The organism is Pseudomonas sp. UYEF17, from assembly GCF_040546125.1.
Taxonomy (GTDB): Bacteria; Pseudomonadota; Gammaproteobacteria; order Pseudomonadales; family Pseudomonadaceae; genus Aquipseudomonas; species Aquipseudomonas putida_Z.
Window position 1 is genome coordinate 266,781 of sequence record NZ_JBEPNE010000006.1, and the last position, 13,308, is coordinate 280,088.

Sequence of the window (13,308 nt, forward strand, 5' to 3'; positions counted from 1 at the left end):
GATTATCGGGAGGCGTAGCAACTACGCAGGCCGATTGTTGGAGCGCTGCCGGCAGTGCAGGTAATGAAAAGAGCTGATCCGCCAATAACGCCTGCTTATTACCCAGGCAGGGGATAAGCAGTGGTTATTGGCGGATCAGCTCTTTTCATTATCGGCGGCCCTGGCCCGCGCTCTAGATTGCCCCGGCACGGCCCGCCAGCGTCACGGCGGGCACAACAAGAACAACGCAGTTGCCTGAGGACCCCTCATGAGCCAATTCCAGTTCCATTTCCCCACCATTGCCAAATGTGGCGCGGGCCTGGCCGACCAGGCCGGTGCGCTGCTCAAGCCGTACGTGGACGGCACCCTGCTGGTGGTCACCGACCAGGGCCTGATCGACGCTGGCATCCTGGCCGGCTTCTTCGCCTCGCTGGAGCAGGCGGGCATCGACTACCAGCTGTTCTCCGCCGTTGAAGCCAACCCCAGCACCGACGTGCTCGACGCTGCCGTGGCGCTGCTGAAAGAGCGCAACTGCACCGCCGTGATCGGCGTGGGTGGCGGCAGCAGCATCGACACCGCCAAGGGTGTGGCGGCGATGGCCACCAACCCTGGCAACATCCTCGACTACGAGGGCTACGACAAACTGACCCAGCCGCCGCTGCCGATCTTCGCCATCCCGACCACCTCCGGTACCGGCAGCGAATGCACGGCGTCGACCGTGTTCACCAACAAGCGCACGCTGTTCAAGACGGTGATCGTCAGCCCGCGGCTGTTCCCGCGCCTGGCCATCCTCGACCCGGCACTGACCCTGAAGCTGCCTGCGGCCATCACCGCCGCCACCGGCATGGATGCCCTGACCCATGCCATCGAGTCGTATGTGTCGCGCCAGGCCAACCCGATCAGCCAGGCCATGGCCCTGCAGGCCATTCGCATGATTGCCGGCAGCCTGGAAAAAACCTACTTCGTCGGCACCGACATGGCGGCCCGCGAGCAGATGCTGCTGGGCTCGTTCCTGGCCGGGGTGGCGTTCTCGCAATCCAAGCTGGGCAACGTGCATGCCATTTCCCACACCTTCGGCGGGGTGTTCAACATCCCCCATGGCATCGCCAACGCCGCCCTGCTGCCTTACGTGATCAAGTTCAACCTGCCGGCCTGCCCGGAGCGCTTCCGCGACATCGCCATTGCCCTGGGCGCCGATGTGACCGGGCTCAGCGTGGAGCAGGCCGCGGCACGCACGGTGGATGCGGTGGTGGCCCTGAACCAGGCCATCGGCATTCCCGCGACCATCCGTGAACTGGGCGTGGATCTGGAGTTCCTGCCGCAGATGGTCAGCGACTCGATGCGCAGCGGCAACGTGCTGGTCAACCCACGCCTGACCACCGCGCGTGATGTCGAGCGCCTGATCACCGACGCCTACCACGGCAACCTCTGAACCTTTAGCGGAACCACGACCATGTTCTATGAAATGCGTACCTACACCCTGCACATCGGCAAGATGAAGCAATACCTGGAGCACTTCGAAAAGGAAGGCTTGCCGGTGATCTCGCGCTACGCCAAGCTGGTGGGCTGGTGGTACACCGAGATTGGCGAACTGAACCAGGTGGTGCACATCTGGGCCTACGAGAGCCTTGATGACCGCATCGAGCGCCGGGCCGCCCTGTACCGCGATGCGGACTGGCTGGAGCGCTTCATCCCCGTGGCCTTCCCGATGCTGGTGCGGATGGAATCGAAGCTGTTGATGCCTGCCGCGTTTTCGCCGATCCAGTGACCCTGTAACTGCATTGCATCAAGGAGCAACCCAATGGATCTAGGCATTACCGGCCGCTGGGCCATCGTCTGCGCGGCCAGCCAGGGCCTGGGCAAAGGCTGCGCCGAGGCGCTGGGCAAAGAAGGCGTCAACCTGGTCATCAATGCCCGCACCCAGGCCACCCTGGAGCAGACCGCAGCCGAGTTGCGCGCGGCCTGCCCGGGCATCGAGGTGCGCACCGTGGCCGGTGATGTCGCCGACGCCGAGGTGCGCCAGGCGCTGCTGGCAGCCTGCCCGCAGGTGGATATCCTGGTCAACAATGCCGGTGGCCCGCCCCCGGGCGACTTCCGCGACTGGGGCCGCGAGGACTGGCTGAAGGCACTGGACGCCAACATGCTTACCCCCATCGAGCTGATCAAGGCGGTGGTCGATGGCATGGCCGAGCGCGGGTTTGGCCGGGTGGTGAACATCACCTCCGGCGCGGTGAAGGCGCCGATCGATATTCTTGGCTTGTCCAATGGTGCGCGCAGTGGCCTGACCGGCTTCATCGCCGGCCTGGCCCGTCAGCAGCGCCTGGCGGGCAGCAACGTGACGCTGAATAACTTGCTGCCTGGGGCGTTCGACACGGCGCGCCTGCAGAAGACCTTGAAGGCGGCAGGTGGCGATGTGGATGCCACCGCCCAGTCGCGACGCAAGGCCATCCCGGCGGCGCGCTTTGGCAGTGCCGGCGAGTTCGGCGCTTACTGCGCGTTCCTGTGCAGTGCGCATGCCGGGTACATCACTGGGCAGAACCTGTTGATCGATGGCGGGGCGTTCCCCGGTACGTTCTAACGGCCCGAACGCTCCCCCTTGTAGGAGCAGCCTTGTGCTGCGAAGGGGCCGGTATGTCTGACAGATTTCTGTAAGTCATACCGGCCCCTTCGCAGCACAAGGCTGCTCCTACAGGTCAGTGCCCAATGGCACTGATAGTCAATGAATCGCCACGGGGTTGATGTTCACCTGGGTCGAACCCTTGTACAGCGGCTGGCCCAGCACGAACAGGAACTCGAACGCCTTGTCCTTCACCAGCGCGCGGGTGTCGATCAGCTCCAGGTTGTAGATGCCGCGCTTGGCCAGCATGAACTGGTTGACCGGGAATTCTTCACCGGTCGGGTTCGGGTACACCTCCGAAGCCCAGGTATCGCCACCAAAGGCGACAATGCCCTGGTCAGCCAGCCACTCGGCCGCCGGCAGGTCGATGCCCGGTTCGGTGGCGAGGAACTGCTGGTTGTCCTTGCCGATCAGTTCCAGCCAACCGGTGTTGAACAGCACCACGTCACCCTTGCGCAGGGTAATGCCTTCTTTCTTGAGCACGGCCTTGATGTCGTCGACGGTGAACGAGGTGCCGCCTGGCACGATGGCCTTGCCGTAGTGAGCGGTCATGTCCAGCACCACGCCGCGGGTGACCATTGGCGGTACTTTTTCCACGCCCAGCTTGGTCACGCCTTCGACGGTGACGAAGTCGGCAGCCTTGTTGCCGTTGTAGTAGACGTTGTCGATACCGATGTGGCCGATGCCGTTGAGCTGGGTGCCGACGCCGGTCCAGCCGTTGACCAGTTCATCGTTGAAGCTGAACTTGTTGCGGCCCAGGGTCTGGCCGGCCTGCTCGCCAGGCTGGATGTTGTACAGGTGGAAGCTGCGGTGGCGGAAGGCCGGCAGGTCTTTGCTCACCGGTACGGCCAGCGGGTAGGTCTTGCCGGTCTTGACCAGGCCGACCGCCTGCTTGACCACTTCGGGGGTGAGCAGGTTGGCGGCGCCGATTTCATCCTGTTTGCCGTAGGGCGAGGTCTGCCAGTCGGCGGCCAGGGTGGCCTGGGCAGTGGTCGCCAGGGCGACGGCGAGCAGCAGGGGCTTGAAGCGTTTCATCGGGTACTCCTGATAGTGAGGCGTTGTCAGGAGCAGATTCTGCGCAGGGCCAGCTATGGGAAAAAGCGGCCCGGGGGACAATGACTTTTGCTTGCCGGTCAACAACAACCCTCGTGCAGCGCCAGGCTCTGGCGCAACTGCTCGAGCATGGCCTGGCGCAGTGCCTGCGGCGCCTGCACGCGGATCGAGCCGGCCTGGGACAGCAGCCAGCCCATCAGCGCACGGTTGTCGTCGACGGTGGCGACCAGGGTGGCGCCACCGTCCGCTTGCAGCGTCAGTTGCATATCTGCCGACAGGGGCGACGCTTCCAGGCGCCGGGCCAGCGCATCATCGACCCAGGCGTGCAACTCCACCTGTTCCGGGGGTGTGAGCGCATCAGGCTGCAGCTGCTGCGCTTCACCCAGGTTCAGGCCCGGTTGCCAGTACCAGCCGTAGGGCATGCCTTTGCTGTTGCACTGCAGCGGGAACAGCGCCGCGAGTTCGACCAGGTCGCGTTCGACGGTGCGTTTGCTGGTGATATGGCCCACGGTTGTCAGGGCGGCCTGCAACTGGGTGGAACTCATCCCCGGGTGGCGGCCGGGCAGCAGCTTGAGCAGCTGCCACTGGCGGGCGATGGTGTGACGGGTAGGGTGGCTGGGCAAAGGGCTCGTCCTTGAAGGCAGGCACGAGGCCTGCCTGAGCAGTGGCGTTTAGCTATTGCCCAGCATACCTTGTCGCAGAATGGGATCCAAGTTCTCGCGTACGGCGTTCAGTCGAGGCGCGTCACCCATTTGCCTGCGCCTTGGCCCTCTTTCAGCTGCCGCAGAGTCTGTGGCAGTGCCGAGAAGGCGAACTCGCGGCGTTGTGGCGCGATCAGGCTGCCATCGGCGACGGCCTGCAGCAGGCGTTCACCGGCCACGCGCAGGGCTTGGCGATCTGCCAACCGGCCATGGGCATGAATGCTGTTGAGTGCCACTTCATGCAGCGAGATCGCCGTGCCGAAGGCGGGCGTTGGCGCGGTTTCCTGGCGGTCCTGGATGCACACCAGGTGGCCGTTGTAGCCGAGCAGGTGGGCAAGGCTGCCGGCATGGGCGCCGCTGACGGTGTCGAACAGGGCATGCAGCGGGCGCTCGCCCAGGGCGGTCTGCAGTTGGTTCTGCCAGTCGGCGTCGTGGTAGTCGAACACCCCGCTCACACCAAGGGCCTTGAGCGTGGCGTGGTGGCGTTGGCCGGCACTGGCCCACACGCGCAGGCCTCGTTGCGCGGCCAGTTGCGCGAGGTAGAAGCCCACCGCGCCACCGGCGCCGATCACCAGCACGTCGCGGCTGGCACCTTCGGGCACCTTGGCCAGGGCCTGCCAGGCGGTCAGGGCGGGGCAGGGCACGGCGGCCGCGGCGGTGTCGCCGAGCGCACTGGGGATATGCATCACCAGGCTGGCATCCAGCAGGCAGTGCTCGGCAAAGCTGCCATCACGCGCCAGCGATTGGTGGTAGGCAACGCGGTTGCCCAAAGGCATGTCGACGCCTGCGCCAACGGCAACTACCACACCGGCGCCATCCACGCCCGGGACCGTGCCTTGCTGCCAGGCAGGGTGGCCCCACTCGCAGATTTTCCAGTCCACCGGGTTGAGGGCAATGGCGCGGTTTGCCACCAGCACCTCACCGGGGCCGGGTTGTGGCAGGGGTTTACGAAGCAGTTGCAGGCGTCGAGGCCGGCGTTCGGGGTCCAGGCCCAGGCTTGATGATCGGTTGGCATGGTGCGGGTCCTTTCGAGACGGGTGTGGGCGGCAGGCTAGCGGGGATCGGGCGGGGGAAACAGCTGCAGTGAGGGCAAGGTGTTTTGATTTCAGGGCAAAAGTCTGGGGCCGCTTTGCGGCTCATCGCGACACAAGGCCGCTCCTGCAGGAGAACGCGTTTCCTTGTAGGAGCGGCCTTGTGTCGCGATGGGCTGCAGAGCAGCCCCCAGGTTGAACTCAGATAGCCAGGCTGTCGACTACACCACCATCGACCCGCAGCGCTGCACCGGTGGTGGCGGACGAGTAAGGGGAGGCGAGGTACACCGCCAGGTGAGCGACTTCGTCGACATCGGCGGCGCGTTGGATGATCGAGCTCGGCCGAGCAGTACGCACGAAGTTGTCGGCTTCTTCACGAATGCTGCGCCCGGACGCCTGGGCTGCATCAGCCACCAGCGCGGCCACGCCGTCGGTCAGGGTCGGGCCGGGCAGCACTGCGTTCACGGTTACCCCGGTGCCGGCCAGGCGCTTGGCCAGGCCATGCGATACCGCCAGGTTGGCAGCCTTGGTGACGCCGTAGTTGATCATGTCGGCAGGGATGGCGATGCCCGATTCCGAGGAGATGAACAGGATCCGCCCCCAACCTTTCTCGACCATGCCCGGGGCATAGTGGCGGGCCAGGCGCACGCCGCTCAGCACGTTGGTGTCGTAGAAGCGCGTCCACTCGCTGTCGGCCACGTCGAAGAAGTCGACGTCGTCGTAGATGCCCAGGTTGTTGACCAGGATGTCGGCCCGTGGGTGGGCGGCGAACAGGGTTTCGGCACCGGCGGCGGTGCCCAGGTCGGCAACCACGCCGTGGATCTGGCCACGGCCGCCTTGCTCGCGCAGTTCGGCCAGGGCGGCATCCAGCGACTTCTGGCTGCGGCCGGCAATGACTACGTCAGCGTTGGCGCGGGCCAGGCCGCGGGCGGTAGCCAGACCAATACCGCCGGTCGAGCCGCTGATGATGGCGGTGCGTCCGCCGAGGTCGATGTTCATGGAATGGCTCCTGTGGGTGAGTTGCATCGATAGGAGCCATCCTAGTGAAGCGCGGTCAGACTGTAAAAGACGTAATTCGACTTAGTTCAGACATGGTGGGACTTATCAAGCCCTTGCTCGGCCAATGCCAGCACCCGCTCGCGGAAAATGCCCACGATCGGCCGCAAGTCGACCTGGTGCCAGACCGCCCACAACTGCTCGCTGGGCTGGAACCAGTCCAGCTGGCGCAGCACCACGGTAGGCCCGGCGCTGGCCGACAGGCTGCTTTGCACCATGGCCAGGCCCAGGCCGGCGGACACCAGGCCGAGCACGCTCAGCGGGTCGTTGGCCTCCAGCGACAGGCGCGGGGTGAAGCCGGCATCGCCACAGCGGGCGATGAAATCGTCACGCTTGTGGCCCTGGTCGGGCTGGCCACCGGTGATGATCCAGTCCTGTTCGTGCAGGTCGGCGGGGGTCAGTTCGGCCTTGCTGGCCAGCGGGTGCGCGGCCGGGATGGCCAGCAGCAATGGGTCGTCCAGCACCGGCTGGCCGCGCAGGTCGGGGTCGTTCTTTGGCGGCGGCTCGCAAACCAGGGCAATGTCCAGGCTGCGCTGACGCAGGCCTTCGAACTGTTCGTTGGGGGTCATGTTGTACAGCGCAATATGAATGTTCGGGCGCTCGCCACGAATGGCCCGCACCGCGCCAGGCAGCACGCCGGCGTGGATGGCGTGGTTGACGTAACCGATGCACAGCCCGCCTTCCTCGCCACGGCCCAGGCGCTTGCCCAGCGATTCCAGGCGCTCGGCATGCTTGAGCAGGCCGCGCGCTTCGGCCAGGAAGGTGCGCCCGTCCCTGGTCAGGTACAGGCGCTGGTTGCGCCGTTCGAATAGCGCCAGGCCAAGGTTGTCCTCCAGCTGGGCGATCTGCCGGCTGAGGGGGGATTGGGAAATATGCAGCTGCTCGGCGGCCCGGCCGACGTTCTCGCATTCGGCGACGGCGACGAAGTAGCGCAACTGACGTAGATCTTGCATGAGACCTCCTGGGACTTAACTATTAACAATTATGACTTGGGCGGTCTAGATCTTGCCAGCGTGCCATGCGTTCACTTCGTCGGGTTGATGGACGCGGTCAATTGTGGGAGCGGCCTTGTGTCGCGAAAGGGCTGCAAAGCAGCCCCAGCAATATGTGTATTTGTGCTGAACCCCTGGGGCTGCCTTGCAGCCCTTTCGCGACACAAGGCCGCTCCCACAACTGACCGCGCAGGCTGGAACATTAAAGTTGACCAGCTCGCAATATCTTCAGGATGACCTTTGCCTTCAAATCAAAACTCATTGTCCCGTCCCCACCTTTTTCCCATCCCCACGTCCCCCGAGAATTCACCCATCCCAACCTTCCACAGGTGATTCTCAAATGCCTCTCGCCTTGTTAGCCCTGACCCTGGCAGCCTTCGCCATCGGCACCACGGAGTTCGTGATCGTCGGCCTCATCCCGACCATCGCCAATGACCTGGCGGTCACTCTGCCTTCGGCCGGCCTGCTGGTCAGCCTTTACGCCCTCAGCGTCGCCATCGGCGCGCCACTGCTCACCGCCATGACCGGCCGCGTCCCGCGCAAGCTGTTGCTGGTCGGCCTGATGGCGCTGTTCACCGCCGGTAACCTGGTGGCCTGGCAGGCGCCCAGCTACGAATCGCTGATCATGGCGCGCATCCTCACCGGCCTGGCCCACGGTGTGTTCTTCTCGGTCGGCTCGATCATCGCCACCAGCCTGGTGCCGAAAGAAAAAGCCGCCAGCGCCATCGCCACCATGTTCAGTGGCATGACCGTGGCCTTCGTCACCGGTATCCCGCTGGGTACCTTCATCGGCCAGCACTTCGGCTGGCGCGTGACCTTCCTGGTGGTGGCTGCCTTCGGCCTGGTGGCGCTGCTTGGCGCACTGCTGTTCGTGCCCAAGCGCATCCAGCACAGCCAGCCGGCACCGCTGCTGCGCCAACTGCGGGTGATGCTGCAACCGCGCCTGCTGCTGGTGTATGCCATGACTGCCGTGGGTTACGGCGGCTCGCTGATCGCCTTCACCTTCCTTGCCCCGATCCTGCAGGACATCGCCGGCTTCGGCGCCAACAGCGTCGCCCTGGTGCTGCTCGCCTACGGCGTTTCGGTTGCCCTGGGCAACATCTGGGGCGGCCGCCTGGCCGACCGCAAAGGCCCGGTCAAGGCACTGTCGATCATCTTCCTGCTGCTGGCCGTGGTGCTGCTGGCGCTGACCTTCACCGCACCGCATCCGGTGCTGGTGGTTATCACCGTACTGGCCTGGGGCGCGGTGGCCTTCGGCAATGTGCCGGGCCTGCAGGTGTACGTGGTGCAGCAGGCGGAAAAGGTCGCCCCCGACGCAGTCGACGTGGCTGCCGGTTTCAACATCGCCGCCTTCAACCTGGGTGTGGCCGGTGGCTCCTGGGGCGGTGCCCAGGTGGTGCAACAGCTCGGCCTTGGCCATACCCCATGGATTGCCGCGCTGGTCACCCTTGGAGCCCTGGCCCTGACCCTGTACAGCGGCCGCCTCGACCGCCGTGTACCTGCCCAGCCACAACCTGTCGTCAGCCGCGCCTGACCCCTGATTTGCCTTACGGAGATGCACGTAATGACTCAAGATCCGCTGTTCCAACCCCTGCAATTCGGCGCCCTCAACCTGCCCAACCGCGTGCTGATGCCGCCGATGACCCGCTCCCGCGCCGCCCAGCCTGGCGATGTACCGACCGCGCTGATGGCCGAGTACTACGCACAACGCGCCAGTGCCGGGCTGATCGTCAGTGAAGGCACCTGGATCTCGCCACTGGGCAAGGGTTACGCCCGTACCCCGGGTATCCACACCCAGGCGCAGATCGACGGCTGGCGCCTGGTCACCGAGGCGGTACATGCCGCAGGCGGGCGCATCTTCGCCCAGCTCTGGCACGTCGGCCGTCTCAGCCACAGCAGCCTGCTCGGCGGCCAGGCACCGGTGTCGTCCTCGGCGATGCAGGCCGAAGGCGTGAACGTGTTCATCGACAATGCCGACGGCACGCCAGGCTTTGTCCAGGCCTCGAAACCACGCGCGTTGAGCGAAGCGGAAATTGCCGAGATCATCGAGCAGTACCGCCAGGCTGCGCGCAACGCCATGGCGGCCGGTTTTGACGGTGTCGAGTTGCACGCGGCAAACGGTTACCTGGTCAACCAGTTCCTCGATTCCGGCGCCAACGACCGCACCGACCGCTACGGCGGTTCGCTGGAAAACCGCCTGCGTTTCCTCGACCAGGTCACCCGTGCGCTGGTCGAAGGCACCGGCGACGCCCAGCGCGTAGGTGTACGGCTGGCGCCGCTGACCACCCTCAATGGCTGTGTCGATGCCGACCCGGTCACCACCTATACTGCAGCGGCCAAACGCCTGGGCGAAATCGGCATCGGCTACCTGCACATTGCCGAAGCCGACTGGGATGACGCGCCGGACATGCCGGTGGACTTCAAGCAACAGCTGCGGGCGGTGTTCCCCGGGGTGATGGTGTATGCCGGCAAATACACCGGCGAACGTGCACGGCGCGCGCTGGAGGAGGGCTGGGCTGACCTGATCGGCTTCGGCCGGCCATTCGTGGCCAACCCGGACCTGCCGGCACGGCTGAAGCTGAATGCGCCCCTGGCCGAGCACGAACGGGCCACGCTGTTTGGCGGTGATGCCCATGGCCTGACCGACTACCCGGCACTGGCAACAGCCTGACTTCGGGTTCTACCTCTGTAGGAGCGGGCTCACGCTGTACCTGTGGGAGCGGCTTTAGCCGCGAACACCGGCAACGCCGGTGCCATCCACCGTGTCGCCTGCTTCGCGGGTGAACCCGCTCCCACAGTGACCGTGCAATTTCGGGGTAGGGTGTAAAGGTACTTAGTGAAAAAGCGTGCTTCACCGAAGTTCCTGCAAGGCCGCCATTCTCTGTTCTATTCCATCAGCATCAAAGCGTTGGCGTATTTTTCCTGGTCCGGTGTGAACGTTGTCAGCATGCCGGTGTGATTACAGGTCAGGGTGAGCTCTGTTCGCGTATCGATGAACAGATCCTCGCCGCGAAGGCCCTGCCATTGCGCCAGGTACTTGAACGAACCGTACTTCATCGGTTTCTTCAAAGCGCGATCATGGCCACCTTTCCAACCTAGCACCGGGAGTGCGCCATCGGCGCAGTGCCGGGCAAGTTCTGGCTGGGCCAGAGCCCGCTCACGGCCAATCTCCCAGCAGCGGATCAAGCCCTCGTCGGGCCCCTTCCATGCTTCTTCCCAGGTGATCAAAGGGCGGATGGGGTGATGAATGGGGCGTCGAATGACCACGGTAGCTCGATCCATGACTGAGATTGTCCGTAATGTTCAGTTGGCCTGGATGCTACTAATTGGCCACTATCGTGTCCAGTGCTCGCCGACCCCAGCTCTGCGTTCAGTCAAGGCTCTGCTGCAACGCCTCGATAAACACTTCTTCTGCCCGGCTGAAGCGTTGCTCCCTGTTCCACAACAGGTGGATATCCACATCGGCAATCCCTTCCTGCGGCGACAGCTTCCACAGCAACCCGGCGTCTACATCCGGCGCCACCACATGCTCGGGCAGGCAACCTATGCCAAACCCGGCAATCACCAGCCGGCGTACTTCTTCAAGGCTTGGTGACGATGCCACGATCCGCCCGGCAAACCCTTGCTGGTCGCGGAAAATGGTCAGTGGCGACAGCATGCCGCCAATCTGGTCACTGGTGAAACTGACGAAGTTCTCCCGCTGCAGGTCGCCCTCGTCCTGGCCAAACAGGGCATGGTGCTTGCCACAGAAGAACGCATAGCGCTGGCGCAGGAACAACCGTTGCTCCAGCCGTGGCTGCGCACGCCGGTTCAGGCTGAGGCCCGCCGTGGCGGTTTTTTCCTGCAGGGCGGCGACGATGTCGGAGCTGCGCATCACGTCGATCTCCAGCTCCACCCGCGGGTGCTGGCGGTGGAAGTCGGCGAGGAAGTCGTCGAAGCGTTCGTTGACGATACGGCTGATCATCAGCAGGCGTACCTTGCCCACCAGTTCGTCCGCCGGCTGCTCCAGCAAGCCGCCGATCTGCGACATCTGCCCATAGACCTCGCCGGCCAGCTGGAACAGCTGCTCGCCCATTTCCGTCAGCACGAAGCGCGGCCCGCGGCGGGCGATGAGCTGGCGGCCAAGCTGTTCTTCAAGGCGCTTGAGCGCCTGGCTCACTGCCGGCTGGGTGAGGTGCAGGCGGGCGGCCGCGCGGCTGATGGACAGCTCCTGGCCGATGACCCGGAAGGTGCGCAGCAGGTTCCAGTCGAGGCGGTCGTTGAGCAGACGGTCGGGCATGGCAGGGCTCGATAATAAGCAAGGCTAATATTTCGAATAATAAATAGAAAATTGACTAATCATAGCCCCGAGCCGATAAATCGCAGGTATCGAGGCCTGCCGAGTCGGTGCTGGCTTCTTCGCGGGCTTGCCCGCTCCCACAGGGTCACCACAGGTTTCGAATGCTGCGCAGTACCTGTGGGAGCGGGCGAGCCCGCGAAGAAGCCAACACCGATTCAACAAGCCAAGCGCCACAAGAGCGCCCCCGTGCCCCCAACAACTCCTGCCAGAACAACAAGCAAAGGAGCCCCCATGAAGCCCACCGCTTCCCCCCAGCCACGCCGTGCCGCCGCCGCCGCGTTCATCGGTACCATGATCGAGTGGTACGACTTCTACATCTACGCCACCGCCGCCGCCCTGGTGTTCGGCGCGCTGTTCTTCCCCTCCGACAACAGCCTGTTCAGCACCATGGCCGCGTTCGGCACCTTCGCCGTCGGCTTCTTTGCCCGGCCGCTGGGTGGCATCGTCTTCGGCCACGTGGGCGACCGTATCGGCCGCAAGAAGTCGCTGGTCATCACCTTGCTGATGATGGGCATCGTCACCGTGGGCATCGGCCTGCTGCCGACCTACGCACAAATCGGCGCCAGCGCGCCGGTACTGCTGATCCTGCTGCGCATCGTCCAGGGCATCGCCGTGGGCGGCGAGTGGGGCGGGGCGGTGCTGATGGCCGGTGAGCATGCCCCCAAGGGCCGGCGCAACTTCTTCGCTTCGTTCGCCCAGCTGGGCAGCCCGGCGGGCCTGATCCTGTCGCTGCTGGCCTTCGGCGCGGTCACCCGCCTGCCGGAAGAAGACCTGATGAACTGGGGCTGGCGCGTGCCGTTCCTGGCCAGCGCGCTGTTGCTGCTGGTGGGCCTGGCGATTCGCCTGGGGGTGAATGAGTCGCCCGAGTTCATCGCCAGCCGCGAGCAGGCGGAAAAGGCCCGGCGCAAGGAGCAGGCCCCGGTATTCGAAGTGCTGCGCACGGCCTGGCGCCCGCTGTTGCTGTGCATCGGTGCCAATACCCTGGGTATTGCCGGTGTCTACTTCACCAACACCTTCATGATCAGCTACACCACCCAGCAGTTGCACCTGGAGCGTTCGTTGATCCTGGAGTGCCTGTTCTTCGTGGCGATCATCCAGTTCTGCGTGCAGCCGTTGGCCGCCTGGCTATCGGAAAAGATCGGCGCCACCCGCTTCCTGGCCCTGGTCGCGCTGCTGGCGATGGCCTCGCCTTACCCGATGTTCGTGCTGGTCAGCTCGGGCCAGGGCCCGTTGATCGTACTCGGCATTGCCCTGGCCGCCGCGTGCATGGCGTCGTTCTACGCGGTGATCGCCGGCTATGTCAGCGGCATGTTCGACACCCGTGTGCGCTACACCGCCATTTCCCTGGCCTACCAGATCTGCGGCGCCATCGCGGGCGGCCTGACGCCGCTGATCGGTACCTGGCTGGCCCACACCTTCACCGGCCAATGGTGGCCGATGGCGGTGTTCTACACCCTGATCGCCACTATTTCGCTGGTCTGCGTGCTCGCCCTGGCGCGCCAGTACGCCCGCAGCCAGCGCCTGGAACTGGCCTGATCGA

Annotated in this window: 13 protein-coding genes; 6 read left to right on the forward strand and 7 right to left on the reverse strand. The window is 64.8% G+C overall.

Features of this window, described 5'->3' with window-relative positions:
- The first annotated feature begins 247 nt into the window (after positions 1 to 247).
- From ABIB24_RS12880 to ABIB24_RS12890, 3 genes are read left to right on the forward strand one after another with little or no spacing between them, the layout of a single operon-like run.
- A complete protein-coding gene (locus ABIB24_RS12880) occupies positions 248 to 1,411 on the forward strand; it encodes an iron-containing alcohol dehydrogenase (protein WP_137163565.1) in 1,164 nt (387 codons plus the stop codon).
- A 21-nt stretch (positions 1,412 to 1,432) separates the two neighbouring features.
- Entirely contained in the window at positions 1,433 to 1,747 is a 315-nt protein-coding gene (locus tag ABIB24_RS12885; protein WP_013972037.1) for an NIPSNAP family protein, read from the forward strand.
- 33 nt (positions 1,748 to 1,780) lie between these two features.
- Positions 1,781 to 2,557, forward strand: coding sequence for an SDR family oxidoreductase (locus ABIB24_RS12890; protein ID WP_274120251.1), 777 nt, complete (start codon positions 1,781 to 1,783; stop codon positions 2,555 to 2,557).
- A 138-nt stretch (positions 2,558 to 2,695) separates the two neighbouring features.
- On the opposite strand, the gene ABIB24_RS12895 is transcribed toward ABIB24_RS12890, so the two are convergent.
- The 5 genes from ABIB24_RS12895 to ABIB24_RS12915 all read right to left on the reverse strand — a co-directional run bounded on the left by ABIB24_RS12895 (position 2,696) and on the right by ABIB24_RS12915 (position 7,390).
- On the reverse strand, positions 2,696 to 3,631 hold the full coding sequence (locus ABIB24_RS12895) for a cyclase family protein (protein ID WP_025338590.1): 936 nt from the start codon (positions 3,629 to 3,631) through the stop codon (positions 2,696 to 2,698).
- Positions 3,632 to 3,729: 98 nt separating this feature from the next.
- Entirely contained in the window at positions 3,730 to 4,272 is a 543-nt protein-coding gene (locus ABIB24_RS12900) for a WYL domain-containing protein (protein WP_274079620.1), read from the reverse strand.
- Between the two features lie 107 nt (positions 4,273 to 4,379).
- A complete protein-coding gene (locus ABIB24_RS12905) occupies positions 4,380 to 5,261 on the reverse strand; it encodes an alcohol dehydrogenase catalytic domain-containing protein (RefSeq protein WP_354316553.1) in 882 nt (293 codons plus the stop codon).
- A gap of 321 nt (positions 5,262 to 5,582) precedes the next feature.
- The gene (locus ABIB24_RS12910; RefSeq protein ID WP_289515312.1) at positions 5,583 to 6,380 is read right to left on the reverse strand and encodes an SDR family NAD(P)-dependent oxidoreductase; all 798 of its coding nucleotides are present in this window, start codon (positions 6,378 to 6,380) and stop codon (positions 5,583 to 5,585) included.
- An 86-nt stretch (positions 6,381 to 6,466) separates the two neighbouring features.
- A complete protein-coding gene (locus ABIB24_RS12915) occupies positions 6,467 to 7,390 on the reverse strand; it encodes a LysR family transcriptional regulator (protein ID WP_354316555.1) in 924 nt (307 codons plus the stop codon).
- A 379-nt stretch (positions 7,391 to 7,769) separates the two neighbouring features.
- On the opposite strand from ABIB24_RS12915, the gene ABIB24_RS12920 reads away from it, so the two are divergent.
- Together ABIB24_RS12920 and ABIB24_RS12925 are read left to right on the forward strand one after the other, a co-directional pair.
- Entirely contained in the window at positions 7,770 to 8,963 is a 1,194-nt protein-coding gene (locus ABIB24_RS12920; protein ID WP_025338595.1) for an MFS transporter, read from the forward strand.
- A 30-nt stretch (positions 8,964 to 8,993) separates the two neighbouring features.
- Entirely contained in the window at positions 8,994 to 10,100 is a 1,107-nt protein-coding gene (locus tag ABIB24_RS12925) for an alkene reductase (RefSeq protein ID WP_085663447.1), read from the forward strand.
- 215 nt (positions 10,101 to 10,315) lie between these two features.
- Here the strand turns inward: ABIB24_RS12925 and ABIB24_RS12930 are convergent, their stop codons facing one another.
- Positions 10,316 to 10,711, reverse strand: a complete 396-nt coding sequence (locus ABIB24_RS12930) for a hypothetical protein (protein ID WP_170978831.1) — start codon at positions 10,709 to 10,711, stop codon at positions 10,316 to 10,318.
- Between the two features lie 88 nt (positions 10,712 to 10,799).
- The gene (locus ABIB24_RS12935) at positions 10,800 to 11,708 is read right to left on the reverse strand and encodes a LysR family transcriptional regulator (protein ID WP_274079617.1); all 909 of its coding nucleotides are present in this window, start codon (positions 11,706 to 11,708) and stop codon (positions 10,800 to 10,802) included.
- A 291-nt stretch (positions 11,709 to 11,999) separates the two neighbouring features.
- On the opposite strand from ABIB24_RS12935, the gene ABIB24_RS12940 reads away from it, so the two are divergent.
- The gene (locus tag ABIB24_RS12940) at positions 12,000 to 13,304 is read left to right on the forward strand and encodes an MFS transporter (protein WP_025338598.1); all 1,305 of its coding nucleotides are present in this window, start codon (positions 12,000 to 12,002) and stop codon (positions 13,302 to 13,304) included.
- Positions 13,305 to 13,308 lie beyond the last annotated feature (4 nt).

Coding starts and splice junctions, on each gene's coding strand:
- ABIB24_RS12880 (WP_137163565.1), top strand. CDS start 248: ATGAGCCAATTCCAGTTCCATTTCCCCACCATTGCCAAATGTGGCGCG.
- ABIB24_RS12885 (WP_013972037.1), top strand. CDS start 1,433: ATGTTCTATGAAATGCGTACCTACACCCTGCACATCGGCAAGATGAAG.
- ABIB24_RS12890 (WP_274120251.1), top strand. CDS start 1,781: ATGGATCTAGGCATTACCGGCCGCTGGGCCATCGTCTGCGCGGCCAGC.
- ABIB24_RS12895 (WP_025338590.1), bottom strand. CDS start 3,631: ATGAAACGCTTCAAGCCCCTGCTGCTCGCCGTCGCCCTGGCGACCACT.
- ABIB24_RS12910 (WP_289515312.1), bottom strand. CDS start 6,380: ATGAACATCGACCTCGGCGGACGCACCGCCATCATCAGCGGCTCGACC.
- ABIB24_RS12915 (WP_354316555.1), bottom strand. CDS start 7,390: ATGCAAGATCTACGTCAGTTGCGCTACTTCGTCGCCGTCGCCGAATGC.
- ABIB24_RS12920 (WP_025338595.1), top strand. CDS start 7,770: ATGCCTCTCGCCTTGTTAGCCCTGACCCTGGCAGCCTTCGCCATCGGC.
- ABIB24_RS12925 (WP_085663447.1), top strand. CDS start 8,994: ATGACTCAAGATCCGCTGTTCCAACCCCTGCAATTCGGCGCCCTCAAC.
- ABIB24_RS12930 (WP_170978831.1), bottom strand. CDS start 10,711: ATGGATCGAGCTACCGTGGTCATTCGACGCCCCATTCATCACCCCATC.
- ABIB24_RS12935 (WP_274079617.1), bottom strand. CDS start 11,708: ATGCCCGACCGTCTGCTCAACGACCGCCTCGACTGGAACCTGCTGCGC.
- ABIB24_RS12940 (WP_025338598.1), top strand. CDS start 12,000: ATGAAGCCCACCGCTTCCCCCCAGCCACGCCGTGCCGCCGCCGCCGCG.